This window comes from Pelomonas margarita, from assembly GCF_043555875.1.
GTDB lineage: Bacteria > Pseudomonadota > Gammaproteobacteria > Burkholderiales > Burkholderiaceae_C > Pelomonas > Pelomonas margarita.
On record NZ_JBIGHW010000022.1, the window covers coordinates 17,286 to 33,877 of the forward strand.

General features: G+C 68.6%; 12 protein-coding genes and 3 tRNA genes. 12 read left to right on the plus strand and 3 right to left on the minus strand.

Features of this window, described 5'->3' with window-relative positions; genetic code table 11:
* The first annotated feature begins 1 nt into the window (after position 1).
* From nagZ to ACG0Z3_RS22220, 6 genes are read left to right on the plus strand one after another with little or no spacing between them, the layout of a single operon-like run.
* Entirely contained in the window at positions 2-1,474 is a 1,473-nt protein-coding gene (nagZ, locus tag ACG0Z3_RS22195; protein WP_394401994.1) for a beta-N-acetylhexosaminidase, read from the plus strand.
* On the plus strand, positions 1,474-2,802 hold the full coding sequence (locus ACG0Z3_RS22200; RefSeq protein ID WP_394401996.1) for an MFS transporter: 1,329 nt from the start codon (positions 1,474-1,476) through the stop codon (positions 2,800-2,802). Before nagZ ends, ACG0Z3_RS22200 begins: the two co-directional genes overlap by 1 nt.
* Positions 2,799-3,659, plus strand: a complete 861-nt coding sequence (locus tag ACG0Z3_RS22205; RefSeq protein ID WP_394401998.1) for a glycoside hydrolase family 16 protein — start codon at positions 2,799-2,801, stop codon at positions 3,657-3,659. Before ACG0Z3_RS22200 ends, ACG0Z3_RS22205 begins: the two co-directional genes overlap by 4 nt.
* The gene (locus ACG0Z3_RS22210; RefSeq protein WP_394402000.1) at positions 3,656-4,801 is read left to right on the plus strand and encodes a glycoside hydrolase family 18 protein; all 1,146 of its coding nucleotides are present in this window, start codon (positions 3,656-3,658) and stop codon (positions 4,799-4,801) included. The genes ACG0Z3_RS22205 and ACG0Z3_RS22210 overlap by 4 nt, the downstream gene beginning before the upstream one ends.
* A complete protein-coding gene (locus ACG0Z3_RS22215; protein WP_394402003.1) occupies positions 4,798-5,865 on the plus strand; it encodes an acyltransferase family protein in 1,068 nt (355 codons plus the stop codon). Before ACG0Z3_RS22210 ends, ACG0Z3_RS22215 begins: the two co-directional genes overlap by 4 nt.
* 2 nt (positions 5,866-5,867) lie before the next feature.
* On the plus strand, positions 5,868-6,584 hold the full coding sequence (locus tag ACG0Z3_RS22220; protein WP_394402006.1) for a DUF6445 family protein: 717 nt from the start codon (positions 5,868-5,870) through the stop codon (positions 6,582-6,584).
* 255 nt (positions 6,585-6,839) lie between these two features.
* Here ACG0Z3_RS22220 and ACG0Z3_RS22225 read toward each other — a convergent pair whose 3' ends face one another.
* On the minus strand, positions 6,840-9,497 hold the full coding sequence (locus tag ACG0Z3_RS22225; protein ID WP_394402009.1) for a TonB-dependent receptor: 2,658 nt from the start codon (positions 9,495-9,497) through the stop codon (positions 6,840-6,842).
* A 200-nt stretch (positions 9,498-9,697) separates the two neighbouring features.
* Here ACG0Z3_RS22225 and ACG0Z3_RS22230 point away from each other — a divergent pair, with 200 nt between their 5' ends.
* Positions 9,698-10,009 carry a hypothetical protein gene (locus ACG0Z3_RS22230; protein WP_394402012.1) on the plus strand — a complete coding sequence of 104 codons (312 nt, stop codon included), beginning with the start codon at positions 9,698-9,700 and terminating at the stop codon, positions 10,007-10,009.
* A gap of 9 nt (positions 10,010-10,018) precedes the next feature.
* Positions 10,019-11,035 carry a cupin-like domain-containing protein gene (locus tag ACG0Z3_RS22235; RefSeq protein WP_394402015.1) on the plus strand — a complete coding sequence of 339 codons (1,017 nt, stop codon included), beginning with the start codon at positions 10,019-10,021 and terminating at the stop codon, positions 11,033-11,035.
* 6 nt (positions 11,036-11,041) lie between these two features.
* On the opposite strand, the gene ACG0Z3_RS22240 is transcribed toward ACG0Z3_RS22235, so the two are convergent.
* Together ACG0Z3_RS22240 and ACG0Z3_RS22245 are read right to left on the minus strand one after the other, a co-directional pair.
* A complete protein-coding gene (locus ACG0Z3_RS22240; protein ID WP_394402017.1) occupies positions 11,042-12,652 on the minus strand; it encodes a tryptophan halogenase family protein in 1,611 nt (536 codons plus the stop codon).
* Between the two features lie 104 nt (positions 12,653-12,756).
* Positions 12,757-15,561 carry a TonB-dependent receptor gene (locus tag ACG0Z3_RS22245; protein WP_394402019.1) on the minus strand — a complete coding sequence of 935 codons (2,805 nt, stop codon included), beginning with the start codon at positions 15,559-15,561 and terminating at the stop codon, positions 12,757-12,759.
* Between the two features lie 497 nt (positions 15,562-16,058).
* Here ACG0Z3_RS22245 and ACG0Z3_RS22250 point away from each other — a divergent pair.
* The 4 genes from ACG0Z3_RS22250 to ACG0Z3_RS22265 all read left to right on the plus strand — a co-directional run.
* A tRNA-Tyr gene (locus ACG0Z3_RS22250) sits at positions 16,059-16,143 on the plus strand.
* Between the two features lie 50 nt (positions 16,144-16,193).
* Positions 16,194-16,267, plus strand: a tRNA-Gly gene (locus ACG0Z3_RS22255).
* A gap of 72 nt (positions 16,268-16,339) precedes the next feature.
* Positions 16,340-16,414, plus strand: a tRNA-Thr gene (locus ACG0Z3_RS22260).
* Positions 16,415-16,465: 51 nt separating this feature from the next.
* Positions 16,466-16,592 (plus strand): GTP-binding protein (locus ACG0Z3_RS22265; protein WP_229427325.1); only part of this gene is annotated, 127 nt, incomplete at its 3' end.

A 16,592-nucleotide genomic window follows, 5' to 3' on the forward strand; every position in this document is an offset into this window, starting at 1 on the left:
CATGAGTAACTTCGACCCCGGCCGCCTGGTGATGGTGGACATCCCCGGCAAGACGCTTGACGCCGAGACCGCCACCTTCCTGCGCGAGCAGCACATCCGCGCCGTCTGCCTGTTCCGCAAGAACATCGGCACCGAGGCCGAGGTGCGCACGCTGATGCGCGACCTGATAGCGGTGCTGGGCCCCGAGGCCCTGATCGGCATCGATCAGGAGGGCGGCGCCGTCGTGCGCGTGACCTTCCTGCCGCAGCCGCCGTCGGCCATGGCGCTGGGCGCCAGCGGCGACGCTGACCGTGCCGAGGCCGTGGGTGCAGCAGTGGCGCGCGGGCTGAAGTCGCTGGGCATCAACTGGAACTTCGCGCCGGTGCTGGACGTCAACAACAACCCGGCCAACCCGGTCATCGGCGAGCGCAGCTTCTCCAACGACCCCGTTGAAGTGAGCCGTCTGGCTGCCGCGTGGATGCGCGGCTCGCTGCGCGAGGGCGTGGCCTGCTGCGTGAAGCACTTCCCCGGCCACGGCGACACGCATGTGGACTCGCACCACGCGCTGCCCACGGTGGACAAGAGCCGTGCCGAGCTCAACGCGCTGGAGCTGGCGCCGTTCAAGGCGCTGGCAGGCCAGGCACCGGCCATGATGACGGCCCACATCGTCTACCCGCAGATCGACCCTGAGCGCCCGGCCACGCTGTCGCCAGCGCTGATCGGCGGCATCCTGCGCGGCGACTGGGGCTACGACGGCGTCGTCATCACCGACGCGCTGATGATGAAGGCCGTGGCCGAGCGCTTCGGTTATGCGCGCTCGGCCGTCATGGCGCTGCAGGCCGGCGCCGACATGGTGCTGGCTCAGGGCTCGCCGGCCGAGCAACTGGTGGCCATCAACGCGTTGCGTGAGGCCTTCGCCAGCGGTGCGTTGACGGCGCACCAGGGCGAGGTGGCCAATGCACGGCTTGACGAGCTGGCTGCCGCCTACCCCGCGCGCGCAGTGGACGACAGCGCCGTCCGCGCGGCCGACCATGCGTTGATGAGCGAGGCCTGGGCTGCCGGCCTGACCGCGCTGCGCGGCGCTAGGCCGCCTGCGCTGAACGCGCCCGTCCGCGTCATCGTGCAGGGGGACGTGCCCACCGACATGGTCTCAGAGGCCGGCCCCACGGGCCGCCAGGCCGTCGCGCTTTTCGAGTCCTTCACTGATGCCCAGGTGCAGATGGTGGACGACATCGCGCAGCTGGACTGGGCCACGGTGCCCAAGGACGGCCGGCTCAACGTGCTGGTGTCCACGCGCCGCGCGCGCTACGGCCTGACCGCCAGCGAGTGGCGGCCCGACCTGCACCTGTCGCTGTGGAACCCCTACCAGGCGCTGGACGTGCATGGCCCGACCGTGCTGACCTGGGGCTTCGCGCCCGGCGCGCTGGCCGGCCTGCGCGCCTGGCTGGAAGGCAAGACCCGAGCGACCGGCCGCGCGCCGCAAGGACTGCAGTGATGACCAACGCCGCCCACCCGGCCCAGGCCTCGGCCGTGACGCTCCACGCCTCGACTGCGCCGCCCGCAGCGCCAGGGGCGCCGTCCAGCCCCATGCGCTGGATTCCCAGCCTGTACTTTGTGCAGGGCCTGCAGTTCTTCGTCGTCATGCTGATTGCCGGCCTGATGTTCAAGCAGATGGGCGTGGCCAACGATCAGATCGCCCGCTGGACCGGCCTGATCGGCTTGGCCTGGGCCTTCAAGCCGCTGTGGAGCCCGCTGGTGGAGCTGGCGCGCAGCAAGAAGATGGTGGTCGTGGCCATGCAGTTCAGCGGCGCGGTGGGGCTGGGGCTGCTGGCGCTGGCGCTGCAGGCCAGCCACTTTTTCGCGCTCAGTATTGCGGTGCTGTTCTTCCTGGCCTATGCGTCGGCCACGCACGACATCGCCTGCGACGGCCTCTACATGGGCGCGCTGGACGAGAAGCGCCAGGCCGCCTATGCCGGGTGGCAGGGCGCGTTCTTCAATGCGTCCAAGTTCCTGACGCTGGGCGGTCTGATGGTGCTGGCCGGGCGGCTGGAGACGCAGATGGGCGTGTTCAACGCCTGGAGCCTGATCTTCGTGATGTTGGCCGGCCTGCTGGCGCTGCTGGCGGCGTGGAACGCCAAGGCGCTGCCCAACCCCGAGCGCGTGTCGGCCGAGCCGGTGAAGCTGGCCGAGATCGTGGCTGACTTCCTGAAGAAGCCGGGCATCTGGCAGATGGTGCTGTTTATCGTGATATTCCGGCTGGCCGAGGGCCAGGTGCAGACCATCGGCCCGCTGTTCCTTATCGAGGCACGCAGGGCTGACGGTGGGGGCGGCCTGGGCCTGACCAGCGAGCAGGTGGGCGGCGTGTACGGCACGGTGGGCACGGCGGCCTTCCTGGTGGGCTCCATCCTGGGCGGCTATTTCACGTCCTGGCTGGGCCTGAAGCGGGCGATGCCGGTGCTGGTGATCGCGATGGCCATCCCCAACGCGGTGTTCTGGGGCCTGAGCCTCGCTATGCCGACCTCGGTCTGGACCATCGGCGCCGCCGTGGGCCTGGAGATGGCCGGTTACGGCTTCGGCTTCGTCGGCATGATCTTGTACATCATGCAGGTCGTGGCCCCGGGCCGCTACCAGACGGCCCACTACGCGCTGGGCTCGGGCGTCATGCAGCTGGGTTTCATCCTCAGCAAGACCATCAGCGGCGACATCCAGGTCGCGATGGGCTACCAGCACTTCTTCCTATGGACCCTGGTGTGCGGCGTGCCGGCCTTGCTGCTGCTGCTGTGGGTGCCGCTGACCAGCCGCGTGAGCGCGCCTGCCGCATGAAGCGCGCCCTGGCCCTGCTGGCCCTGGCGGCCGCGTGCTCGGCGCCTGCGCGTGCGCAGTCGACAGCCGAGTTCTTCGACGACTTCTCGCAGAAGGACCTCGACGCGCTGCGCGCCAGCGGCTGGGTGCTGCGCGAGGGCAGCGGCCACCCCGGCCTGCCCGGCGCGCGCTTCTCGGCCGCGCAGCTGGCGCTGGACGGCGGCCTGCTGAGGCTGCGGCTGGACACGGACGGCACGCCCGCCAACACCACGCTGGCCCAGCTGTGCGGGGCGCGCAAGCTCCTCATCGGCACCACCTCGGCGCGTGTGCGGCTGCGCGACACGCCGGGTTCGCGCGACCCCATCGTGCAGGCCTTCTTCCTGGCCGGGCCGCTGCGGCATGACTACGACCCCGACTTCAGCGAGGTCGACTTCGAGTACCTGCCGCATGGCGGCTGGGGCAGCCCCGACACGCGGCTGTACGGCGTCAGCTGGCAGACCGTGCGCGTGCAGCCCTTCCAGCCGTTCAACCAGGCCTCGCAGCTGCCCGGCTCCTTCGACGGCTGGCAGCTGCTGACCGTGCAGGTGGAGGCCACGCGCACGCGGCACTACGTCAATGGCCGCCTGCTCGGCGAGCACACCGGGCGCAACGTGCCGGCCAAGCCCATGGCCATCAGCTTCAACCACTGGCTGTCGGCCGGCGCCGTGGCCGGCGCGCCGCGCGCCTACGCGTTCGAGGTGGACTGGGTGCTGCACCAGGCCGGCCGCACGCTCCCCCCCGAGGCCATGCAGGCCCGCGCCGATCAGCTGCGCCAGCAGGGCGTGGCGCGCCATGACACCGTGCCCGATGTGGGCCTCACCAGCGAGTGCAACTTATGAAGAAGCTCTGGATCGCGGCGCTCACCGTGGCGGCATCCCTGGCCCAGGCGCAAGCCGCCCGGCCGGTGGTCGGCACGTACATCCTGGCCGAGCGCGGGGTGCAGGTCGTCGAGCAGCTCCAGCCCGGCCGCGTGTCGCACCTGCTCTATGCCTTCCTGCTGATCTGCGGCGAGGGCCAGCGCAAGGAAGAGGCCGCTGCCTGCGCCGGCCGGCCCAACTTCAGTATTGCGCCGCACGCCGACCAGGCGACGTTCTCCGCCGCCTTCCAGCGCCTCAAGGCCCGCGACCCGCAGGTGCAGGTGCTGGCCTCGGTGGGCGGCTGGGGCGGTTCGGACCCGTTCTTCCACCTCGCCGCCAGCGCCGCCGGCCGTGCCGCCTTCGTGAAGGCCAGCACCGACTGGCTGCGCGCCCACCCTGGCTTCGACGGCCTGGACATCGACTGGGAGCACCCCGGCAACAACGGCGCCTCCAACGGCGTGCAGCTGGGCAGCCCGGCCGACGGCGGCTACTTCGTGCAGCTGCTGCAGGACCTGCGCACGGGCCTGGACGCGCTGGGCCGCGAGACCGGCCGGCGCTATGCGCTGACGGTGGCCATCAACACCACGCAGGAGCAGCTGCGCCGCATGCCCATGGGCCCGGCCGCGCAGTCGCTGGACCTGGTGTTCATGATGACCTACGACTTCGCCGGCCCCTGGACGCGCCAGGCCGCCCACCACACGGCGCTGCGCAGCGGCAAGCCGGGCGCGGACAGCCTGGAGAAGTCCGTTGCCGACCTGAAGGCCGCGGGCGTGCCCGTGGCCAAGATGGTGGCCGGCATCGCGATGTACGCGCGCGCCTTCGACGGCGTGAAGGCCGACGGCAGCTACGCCAGGCCCTGGCCCAATGACGACGGCTCGGTGCCCTACAAGGACGTGGCCGCGCTGAAGGCCCGCGGCCTGAAGCCGGTGTTCGACAAGGCCACGCAGGCCTGGGCGCTGGTGGGCGACGGCAAGTACGTGGGCTACGACGACCCGCGCGCGGTGCGCGCCAAGGTGGCGTTCGCGAAGCGGGCCGGCCTGGCCGGCGTGTTCGCCTGGGAGCTGACGCAGGACAACGGCGAGATCCTGGACGCGATGGCCACCATGGCATCCCCGGCACCGTGAGCACGCCGCGCCGCATCGCGTCGGTGGACGCGCTGCGCGGCCTGGCCGTGGCGGCCATGCTGCTGGTCAACAACCCGGGCGACTGGGGTGCGGTGTACGCGCCGCTGCAGCACGCCACCTGGCATGGCTGCACGCCCACCGACCTGATCTTCCCGTTCTTCCTGTTCATCGTCGGCGTGTCCACCGCGCTGGCCCTGGGCCCGCGGCTGCAGGCCGGCGCAGCGCCGGGGCCGCTGCGGGCGGCCGCCGTGCAGCGCGGGCTGCGCATCCTGGCTTTGGGCCTGGTGCTGCATGGGCTGGCGTGGTGGTGGCTGGCCAAGCCGGAGTTCCGGCTGCTGGGCGTGTTGCAGCGCATCGGGCTGTGCTTCATCGCCGTTGGGCTGGTGGCCACGCTGCTGCGCGTGCGTGGCCAGTGGCTGCTGCTGGGGCTGCTGCTGGCGGGCTATGGCGCGCTGCTGCAGGGCAGTGCGTCGCTGGACAAGCTGGGTAGCCTGCAGCAGCGGCTGGACACGGCCGTACTGGGCCGGCTGGCCTATGAATGGCACCCGCAGACCGGCGTCGCCTTCGACCCCGAGGGCCTGCTGTCCACGCTGGGCGCGCTGGCCAGCACGCTGCTGGGCCTGGTGTGCGGCGAGCAGCTGCGGCGCGGCCGCCTGCCGGCCCTGGTGCTGACCGGCCTAGGCGCGGCGCTGGCGGGCTGGCTGTGGGCCGCTTGGCTGCCGTGGAACAAGGCGCTGTGGACGCCGTCCTTCGTCCTGTGGACTGGCGGCCTCGCGGCGCTGGCGCTGGCCGCTGCGCATGTGTGGGTGGATGTGCGTGGCCACCGGCCGTGGGGCCGGGCCTTCGGGCTGAACGCCATCGGCGCCTATGCCGGCGCGTGGCTGGCGTCGGTGGCGTTGGCCGCCTTGGGCTGGATGCCGTCGCTGTACGCGGGCGTGTTCGGCCCGGTGGGCGCATGGTGGGGGGCGCAGGCGCAATCGCTGGCCTTCGCATTGGCCTTCGTCGCGCCGTGGGCGCTGATCGTCTGGGCGCTGGACCGGCGCGGCTGGTACTGGAAGATCTGACGGTGCCGTCCATCCCCGAACCGTTCGCCATCCGCATGCCACCGGACATCCGCTCGGTGCGGGTGGGCGAGCACGCGGTGGTGGTCATCGACGACTTCCTGGCCGACCCGCAGGCGCTGCTGGACGCGGCGTGTGCGGCGACGTTCGAGCCCCTGCCCGGCGCGGCCGAGCGCAAGGGCTACCCCGGCCTGCGGGCGCCGGCGCCGGCAGCGTATTCCGAGCAGCTGACGGAGCTGCTGGAGCCGCTGATCAAGCTGAACTTCGACGTGCCCGAGGCGCTGCCGGTGAAGAAGACGCCCTGCACCTTCTCGTTGACGACGCTGGCGCCGCTGGCGCTGGGGCCGCTGCAGCGTGTGCCGCACTTCGATGCCAGCACGCCGCACTACATGGCCGTGCTGCTCTACCTGTGCGACGAGCGCCACGGCGGCACGGCCTTCTACCGCCATCGCGCCACGGGCCTGCAGCAGATCACCGCGGCCGAGCGCGAGCGTTTCGGTGCCGTGCTGTACGACGAGGTGGCGCACCAGCCCCCGCCCGCGCGCTACTTCGCCGAGGGCGACGAGTACTTCGAGCTGCTGGGCCTGCTGCCCGCGCGCTTCAACCGTCTGGCCATCTATCGCGGCAGCCTGCTGCACACGGCCGTCGTCAACCCTCAGCGCAGCCTCAGCCCCGACCCCCGCGCCGGGCGGCTGACGGTCAACACCTTCTACGACTTCTGAGCAGCGGGGCGGCGGTGCCGCCTGATCGGCCCAGCGGGTTGAGCGCAGGAGGCTGGGTCGGCCTGATGCTCCGTGTCCCCCGGCCGCTGCGAAGTCTCTTCCTTCACCTGCGCATCAGGCCGACCCGGCCTCCCGTTTGGCGTGGCATTCGGTGTTCCCGGCCCAGCCCATCTTGGCGAGGGCCGGTCGGTGCGATCTCTCAACGCCATCAAAAAAGCCCGGCGGCTGCCGGGCTTGAAGGAGACAAGCGGGAGATCAGAACTTGGCGGTCAGGCCGATCTTGTAGGTCGTCTCGCCCTGGAAGGACCAGGCCGGGAAGCCGGCGCGCAGCGGGTCTTTAATGCCGGTGTTGCTGGCCGCGGCGGCGCCGTACTGCACGTCGTCGGACTTCGTCAGATTCACGGCGTCCAGGCTCAGCTTCAGCCACTTGTTGATGTTCCAGCCCACGCTCAGGTCCAGCGTGCCGTAGGCGTCGTGCATGCGGTTGCCGTACCAGAACGCGCCTTCGCGGATCATGTACTTCGAGCGCCAGTTATAGGCCAGGCGGCCGCTGTAGGTGCTGTTCTCGTAGTAGCCCACCAGGTTCACGTTGTGCTTGGAGGCCTGCGTGAACATGCCGAGCTGGTCCAGGTAGCTGCTGGCCGGCGCGCTGCCTTCCGTGAGGGTGTAGTTGCCGATGACGCCGAAGCCGTTGCCGAACGCATGATTGGCCTGCAACTCGATGCCGCGGATGCGGCCGCCACCGGCGTTCTCGAAGCTCTGCAGCGTCCAGTTGTCCACGCCGGTCAGCGGGTCCACCAGGCCGACCTTCTGGTTGGCCGTGGTCTTGGCGACGACGAAGTTGGAGATGTCCTTCACGAAGTAGGTGGCAGACAGCAGGTTGCCGCGGCCGTAGTAGTACTCCACGCCGATGTCGGCCTGGCTGGACTTCTGCGGCTTCAGGCCCACGTTGCCCACGGTCCAGGTCTCGTTGCCGCGGCGGTCGTCGTTGTAGCCCGACACGGTCACGCCGAACATGTTGGCGAAGTTGGGCCGCGTGATGGCCTGCGACGCGGTGACGCGCAGCACCATGTCCTTCTTTAGGTCGAAGGCCAGGTTCACGCTGGGCAGCACGTCGTTGTAGCTGGCGCTGGTGGACGTGGTGCTCTTGCTCCAGTTCAGGTTGCCGGCGTAGTCGCCTGCGGCCAGGGCTGAGCCGTCGAACTTGTAGCCGGTGCTGGTGATGTCGGTCGAGATGTAGCGCAGACCGAAGTTGCCGCGCAAGCCTTCGGTGTCGAACTCGAACATGCCATAGGCTGAGCGGTTCTTCTCGTTGAGTTCACCGTAGCCCGAGCGGTCCTCGTTCCAGCCGCTGATGTTGGCGGCGGTGTTGCTCAGCATGGCGCCGATGTTGGCGCGCGGCACGTTCCAGCCCCCCACGTCCACCGAGCCGTTGAACAGCGTGGCGGTGTTGACCGGGGTGATGGTGCTCTTCCACACCGGGCGGAAGGAGCGCTTCTCAAAGGTGTGATCGGCCAGGCGTACGCCGGTCTTGAAAGCGGTGATGACGCCCCAGTCCAGGTAGAAGGTGCCGTCGATCTGGCCGTAGTTTTCCTTGTCCTTGTTGGGGCCGCGCGAGCTGGCCCAGGTTTCGGGCGCCAGCTGCTTGGGCAGGGCGCTCAGGTCCCAGGACTGGGCCGACGTCGGGTTCAGCACCATCTGCTGGCCGGTGGCGTCGATCGTGCCTTGCCAGTTGGGGCGGCGGAAGTAGCCGAACCAGGCCGGGTCGGACGCGTCGCTCCACGAGCGCGTCTGGTAGTTGGTGGTCAGCGAGGTGCCGCCTTCGGCCTTGGTGGAGCCCAGCACGAGGTCCAGCTTGCCGTTGGCCAGTTTGTAGTGCGCGTACAGCGTCAGGCTGTCCGAGCTCATCTCGGCACCGCGCGCCCAGACTTGGAAGAACTGGTTGGCCAGCGGCTTGGCGGCCGTGGTCGTGCTGTGCAGGCACATGCCGTTGGGGTTGAACGCCGAGATCACGGCCGTGTTGCGCTTGTCGCAATTGGCGTCGTGGAAGAGGTAGTCGCTGGCGTTGGAGCCGTCAGCCTCCAGCTTCATGCTCAGCGCGGTCAGGCCCACTTCCAGGCCGTCCACCGGACGGGCCTGCAGCGCGACGTTCAGCGCCGTGCGCTTGCGCTCTTGCACGAAGGCCGTGGGCGCGACGTCGCTGGACCAGCGGCTGTCGGCTTCCACGCCACGGCGGATGTAGTCGCCATCCGAGACGGCGGCGGCTACCAGCACGCCCAGGCTGCGGTTGGCGGTGCGCCAGCTGTACAGGCCCGAGATTTCCTTCTCCGGGTCGCTGATCGTGCCCGTGCCGTAGCGTGCGCCCAGCACCACGGTGCCGGCGTCCAGGTCCAGCGGCTTGCGGGTCTTGACGATGACCGTGCCGCCGATGCCGCCTTCGGTCAGGTTGGCCTGCGAGGACTTGTAGACCTCCATGCCGCCGATCATCTCGGCCGGCAGCAGCGAGTAGTTGAACGAGCGGTCGATGTCCATCTGGTCGTACCAGCCGGTGGACGCGACGGTCTGGCCGTTCAGCGTGGTGTAGGTCATCTGCGGGTCGGAGCCGCGGATGGACACCGAGGCGCCCTGGCCGAACGCCCGGCCGACCGACACGCCGGGGATGCGGCCCAGGGCCTGGCCCACGTCGGAGTCGGGCAGCTTGCCCACGTCCTCGGCTGACACGGCGTCCACCACGGCCGATGCGGCCTTCTTGATCGTGGCGGCGTTCTGCAGTGATGCGCGGATGCCGGTGACGACGACTTGCTCGAGCTGCGCGGGCTCCTGCGCGGGCGCCTGCTGCGCCTGGGCTGCCAGCGACATGCCCAGCATTGCCAGCGACGCGGCGGTCGCGATACGGGTCGGCTTGACCTTCATGTTGTCTTTCCTCGGTTGGCGGGGTTCGGGCGGTGGCAGACCGGTGCGGGTTGAGCCCGCAGATACCACCTTAAGTCCGGTTGTCTGCGCCCTCTGTTGGGGCATCAATGCAACCAGTCGAATGCCACTATAGCGATCGATAAATCCACTTTGCTACCAATCAAGGCCGGGTAGTTTCCCGGATGGCTCATGGATCTCCTATGAAAACGGGCCTTCCTGCCCAGTGCGCGCGCAGACGGGTGGGTGCCACTGGTATTGAATTGGCGTCGAATGCGCTGTTGCATGTTGGCGACGCCGCGCTTGCGCTCGGGTGGGCGGTGTGGCCGCTTTCGAGGTTTGGTCTGCAACTGGACTTAATGGGTGCAGGGTTTGGCCGGGGCGCTGGTGCGGCGACCTGCCGGGACAATGGCGCCGTGAAGCCTGTCGAGAGTTGGTCGGCCGTTGATGCGCCGCATCTGAAGAAGCGCCTGGCGCAGCGGGCGGTGTCGGCCCTGCCCGGCAGGGTGTGCTGAGGGCGGGCCATGCAGCCAATGAAGGAGATCCAGGCCATCACACGCGAGCGCTTCGAGCGCGAGGTGCTGCCGGGCTGCGAGCCCGTCGTGCTGCGTGGCGCGGCCGCGCATTGGCCGCTGGTGGCGCAGGGCCGGGCGGGCTTGGAGCCCTGCCTGCACTACCTGATGGGGTTTGACGGCGGTCAGCCGGTCGATGCCCTGCTGGCCAGGCCCGATTCGACGCGCGCGTTCAGCTACCGGCCCGATCTGGCGGGCTTCAACTTCATGCACGACCAGCGGCCGTTTGCCGCCCTGTTCGAGCAGCTCTGGCGCTACAGCCACTTCCCCGAGCCGCCCAGCCTGGCGGTGCAGAGCGCGCTGGTGTCCCAGGCCTTGCCGGGCCTGGAGCGTGCCAATGCGCTGCCGCTGCTGGACGCCGCGGTGGCGCCGCGCATCTGGATCGGCAACCGCGCCACGGTGCCCGCGCATTTCGACGATTCGCACAACCTGGCGTGCGTGGCGGCCGGGCAGCGGCGCTTCACGCTGCTGCCGCCGGCCTGCGCGCCGCTGCTATACCTGGGTCCGCCGGACTACGCGCCGACGCCCGCGCCGATGTCGGTCGTGCCCGACCTGCACCGGGCCGACCCGGCGCGCTTCCCGCGCGTGGCCGAGGCGCTGCTGCAGGCGCAGGTCGCCGAGCTGGCGCCGGGCGATGCGATCTACATCCCGCCGCTGTGGTTCCACCAGGTCGAGGCGCTGGCGCCGCAGCTGAACATCCTGATGAACTACTGGTGGCGCCCCGAGGCCGCGCCCGGCCGGCCCGACGACCTGCACCTGGCCGCGCTGCGCCTGGCCATGCTGGCGCTGCGCCACCTGCCCGACGGCGAGCGCGATGGCTGGCAGGCCTTGTTCGGCCACTATGTGTTCGGCGCGCGCGATGACGCGCTGGCTCACCTGCCGGCCGATCAGCGCCACCTGTTCGGCCCGGTCGATGCCGAGCGCGACGCGGCCGAACGCCGTCAGCTCATCGACATGCTGACGCGCTGAGGCCGGCTACCAGGCGTAGGTCTGCAGCAGCCGGTGGCTGTTGCCCGGCGGGATGTCGGCGAGCAGCGCGCGGTGGTCGGGGAAATGGCGCAGGCTGTGCGCGATGAAGTCATCGATGGCGGTCAGGTCGTGGCGGGCCTGCGCGGTGGTCGGGGGTGTGAGGTCCTCGGCGTCGGGGAAGACGCCCATGCCTGCGAGCAGCGCATACCAGGACACGGCCGGGTAGCCCTGGCCGAAGCGCCCCGCCTTCAGGCCCGGGATCAGCGGCTTGCGGGACATCCAGGTCATCAGCACGCCCTTCAGTGAGTCGGACAGGTGCATGTTTTCCGCGTTGGCGCGCCAGTACGCAGTGTCCGTGCGCGAAGTGGTCTTGTAGTGCGCGACGATGTAGTCCCGCGTGTTCTCGAAGCGCTGCCGCATCGCCTCGTTGAACTGTGCCTGCGCGTCGGGTCCGAGGGCACGCTTCTCCAGCACCTCCACGAGCATGGACGCGGTCACCTGCACATAGAGCAGGGCGGTGGCTTCCAGCGGTTCGATGAAACCTTGCGACAGGCCGATCGCCACGCAGTTGCGCTGCCAGATCTGCTCCATGCGACCCACGCGCATCTTGAGGTGGCGGGCCTGGATGTCCGCGTCCAGCAGGCCGAGGTGGCGTCGCAGTTCGGTCTCCGCCTCGTCGGCCGAGCAGTGCGCGCTGCTGTAGACGTAGCCATGGCCCTGGCGGTGCGTCAGCGGAATCTTCCACGCCCAGCCGTGGCGCATCGCAGTGGCGACGGTCTGGGACTCGAGCGGGCCGTGCAGCGGCGTCGGCATCGCGACGGCGGCGTCGTTGAACAGGTTGTCGCCGAAGCCGATGAAGGGCGTGCGCAAGGCCTGGCCGGTCAACAGCGAGGCGAAGCCGGTGCAGTCGACGAAGAAGTCGGCCGCCAGCGTCTCGCCGTCGTCGAGCTGCAGGGCGGCGATGTCGCCCTGCTCGTTCAGTAGCACCTGGTTCACGTGGCGCTGCCGGTGGTCAACGCCGCGGTCGGTGGCCTTGCGGGCGAGGAACTGGCCCAGTAGCGTGGCGTCGAAGTGATACCCGTACCAGACGTCGAACGGGAAGTCGGCCGCCGCACGCGGCCCCTTGGCCTGGCGTGCGAGCGCGGCGGCGACGAAGAAGCGGTCCGGGTGGGCTGGCACGTCCGCGCCGTCGAGCCGTGCGTGCACGTGGTCGACGAAGGCGGGCATGGTCATGTTGTCCAGCATGGACACGAACGGGTGGAAGTAGCGCGCGAAGCCCGGTCGGCCGGACCAGCCTTCGAACGTGATGCCACTCTTGTACGTGGCATGGCAGGCCGGCATCCACTCGGCTTCCTCGATGCCCAGGGTCTCGAAGAAGCGGCGCAGCCATGGCGTCGATCCCTCGCCGACGCCGATGATGCCCACCTGCGGCGACTCCAAAACCGTCACCTTCAGGCGCGGGCCATAGGCCGTGGTGGCCAGCAGCAGCGCGGTCATCCAGCCCGCCGAGCCGCCGCCGACGATGCACACATGGCGCACCGGTGGCGGCGCGTCCGTGCTGCCGCCCAGCGGCCGCGCGGGCGTGTAGGGGTCGATGACGGTGGCGGTCTCGCTCATGGGATGGGCCATTGAAAAAGGGAGCGTGGACTCCACGCTCCCTGTTGATTCTGGTCAGCGAAGGGCCGCGCCGGAACCCGAGGATTCCGCCGTGCCCGGCGCCGTCAGAACTTGACGCGGGCGGTCAAGTAGTACTGGCTGCCGTTGCGGTAGATGGCGCGCGGCTGCAGCTCCGAAGCGTAGTACTTCAGCTTGGGGTCGTTCAGGTTCTGGCCGTCCAGGCTCACGCTGAAGTTGTCGCTGAACTTGTAGCCCACCGAGGCGGACAGCACGCCCGTGCCCTTCTGGAAGTACTTCGTGCCGCGGTCGTTGCCGACGAAGATGTCGTCGGTGTAGCTGTAGTTCACGCGGGCCGAGAAGCGGTCGTTCTCGAAGAAGCCGCCCAGCGTGAACGAGTTCTTCACGTTGCCGCGCAGTACGTCGCCAGTCTCGTCCTCGCCGTCCGCATAGGTGTAGTTGGCCATCACGCCGAAGTTCGCGGCGATCGGCGTCTCGAACGCGAACTCCACGCCCTTGACGGTCGCCTTGCGGTTGGTCGGGCCGGTCACGAGGAAGTCGCGGTTCACGAGCTGCGGGTTGCCGCCGACCTGGTTGGTGTTGGTCAGCAGCGCCGGGTAGTTCGCGCGGAACGTGCCGTCGGTGATGTAGCTGCTCATGTCCATCAGGAATGCGCCCGCCGACACGAAGGCGCGCGGTGCGAAGTACCACTCGACGTTGGCGTCGACATTGGTCGAGCGCACCGGCTTGAGCTTGGGGTTGCCCGCCGTGCCGCCGCCCACCACGGTGTTGTCCAGGAACATGCCCGTGGTGTTGAGCGCGGTGTAGCCGGACAGCGCGGTGTAGTCTGCTCGCGTCACGGTGCGGTTCATTGCCAGGCGCGCGACGACGTCCTTCTGCACATCGATGCGCACGCTGGCGCTGGGCAGCCAGTCGGTGTAGGTCAGGTCAGACGAGGTGACGGTGTAGTTGCCGAAGGCCGAGCCCGTGATCGTCGGCGTCTCGCCCGCCAGGCTGCCGCGGAAGGAGCTGGACTTCTGCGTGGTGCGCACCGCGCGCAGGCCCACATTGCCGCTCCAGCCCGGGCCCTCCAGCGCGCCCTGCACGTAGGCTGCCGTCGTGTTCTCCTTCACCGAGTATTCCTGCTCGGCCCAGCGGCGCACCACCGGGTCGCGGTTGGTGACGCGGCGGTTGTAGTCGGCCAGCGCGTCGGCGGTGATGTAGGCGATGTTGGTCGGGAAACCGCTGCCCAGCCCGCTGCCGAAGTTGCTCGGGTAGGCGCCTCCGAAGGCCGGCAGCGTGTAGAAGGAGTTCTGCGGGGCGTCCACCATGGTGCCGTTCGGGCCGGGCACCGAGCAGGCGCTGGGCTGGCTCCAGTCGAAGGCCGACACGCGGTAGGGCGTGCCCGTCGCGCAGCCGGGGCCCTGGGCGACGATGGGGTCGGTGTAGCGCTTGTGCTGGGCGCTGCGCACGCCGAACTTCAGCGTCTTCAGCATGCCGGCGTCGAGCTCGTACTCGCCGTCGACCTGGGCCCACGACTCCTTGTCGTGCACCACCACGTTCTGCGCGCCGAAGATCCAGTCGGCACGCGTCGTCGGGTTGGTGAAGCTGAACGACGGCGCGGTGTCCGTGCCGTTGAGCGAGTAGCTGGCGCGTGTGCTGGCGATGGCCAGTTCGACGACGTCCTGGCTGATCGTCTTGCCCTTGCCGGTCGACGTGCCGGCGTTGGCGGTGAACGTCAGTGCGTCGTTCACCTTGAGGCGGGAGTCCACGCTGACGAAGCCGGTCTCGGCCGAGGCCTTGCGGCTGATCATGTCGTAGTAGCCGGCCGTCGACGGCGTGGCCCAGTTGAACGTGGCCCTGGTCAGCGTCTTGTTGCCGTTGCTGTCGGTCTTGACTTCGTAGTCCGAGATGGTCGCGGTGTTGAGCAAGCCGCCGCGAGGCGCCATCAGGTAATTGCGGTTGTAGTTGTCCGCATCCATCTTGGACGAGAACGCCGTGAGCACCAGGTCGAAGTCCGAGTTGGGCTTGATCTGCGCGCGGATCAGGCCGCCCTTGCGCTCACGCTCCTGCGTGAAGAGGGCCGAGCCGATCAGGTCGGGTGTGAAGACGCCGTTCAGGGCCGGGTTGTCCGCGACCAGCTTGGGCGCGGTCGTTGCATCCAGCTTGTTGATGTAGCCCAGCGCCTCCACACCGTCGCGACGCAGGCTGCGCTTCTCAGAGAAGGCCTGCAGCATCACGCCGAAGGTGCGCGCTTCGTTGCGGAAGTTGAGCAGCGCGTTCAGTTGGGGGTCAGTCTTCTTCGGCAGATCGGCATAGACCGCGCCCACGCCGACTTCGGCGGTCAGCGTCTTCGTGAAGTCCAGCGGGCGACGCAAGATGATGTTCACCGAACCGGCCGTGCCGCCTTCCACCAGCGACGCTTCGGAGCTCTTGCGCACCTCGACGCGGCTCACCAGTTCGGACGGCAGCAGCGAGAAGCTCACGCTGCGGCCGACGCCCGCGCCGGTCTGGTCCAGCACGAACCAGTCGCCGTTGGCGATGCCGTGGCCGTCGACCAGCGTCTGCGTGAGGCTGGGGTTGGTGCCGCGAAGGCCCACGCGATCCCGCTCGTCGAAGCCGCCCGAGCCGCCTGCAGGGCTGTTGAGCACCGTCACGCCCGGGATGCGGGCCAGCGAGTCCGCCACGTTCTTGTCCGGCATCTTGCCGATGTCCTCGGCGGAGATGACGTCGATGTGAGCCTCGGCGTTGCGCTTGACGCTCAGTGACTTCTCCTGTGATGCGCGCACACCGGTCACCACGACCGTCTCCAGCTGGCTTTGCGCCGGGGCTTGTTGAGCCAGGGCAACGCCGCTAGCGCCGAGCAGGGCGATGAACACCGCCTGCGAGATGGGAGTCTGCTTGACCTTCATGTAAGTTCCTCGTGATGGCCGATGAAGTCGTGGCGGTGATGCGCGACCGACCGGTTGCATACCACCTGGAGTCCGGTTGCGATGGTCTTCTGTCCGAGCCCTGCACAACCAGTGTGACGCCAATGTATCAAGCGATGACGCCACTTTGCTACCAGTCGAAGACAAGTGGTTTCCCCTGGGTGCCCGGAGACTGTGAGCATCGACGAAGGCGTTTCTCCTCTGTTGTGGTGTCTTCGGCGCCCTCATCTGGCATCTGATTGGTATTGCCTGAGCGTCATCGAGCTGTTGCAACTTCGAGACGAAACCGCGTGCCGCTGAGTGCTCCGGGCTTGGCGCATCGCTGGTGGTCTGGTTTTGGTGTGGTCTGGCGTCGCGGCAGTCCAGTCGTGCGGCCCTGTGTGCAGGCGTCGCCAAGGCAACGGAGCGTTTCGGCGGCTGGAGTGCGAAGAGGCGGTTGCAGCCGTCGCAAGCTGTGCTATAGTTGCGGGCTTGCCTCAGGAGGGGTGGCCGAGTGGTTAAAGGCAGCAGACTGTAAATCTGCCCGCATTGCGTACGCTGGTTCGAATCCAGCCTCCTCCACCAAAGCTTGTGTTTGCAAGCCGAGGAAATCTGATGGCGAGAAGACTCCCAGGGCGGGAGTAGTTCAATGGTAGAACCTTAGCCTTCCAAGCTAATGACACGGGTTCGATTCCCGTTTCCCGCTCCACATCGGGTGGCTTGGTTGGTCAGCGTCGATACCGGTTTGCCTGCTAATTGTTGGCGTCAAACCCGTGCCGATGCCCTTGTGGCTCAGTGGTAGAGCACTCCCTTGGTAAGGGAGAGGTCACGCGTTCGATCCGCGTCAAGGGCACCACAAATTCCTCTTTTTCTACTCGTCCCAACGGGTTCGCCTCAGGAGCGCAAGATGGCAAAAGGCAAGTTTGAACGGACCAAGCCGCACGTGAACGTGGGCACGATTGGTCACGTGGACCATGGCAAGACGACGCTGACGGCTGCAATCGCAACCGTGCTGTCGAAGAAGTTCGGTGGCG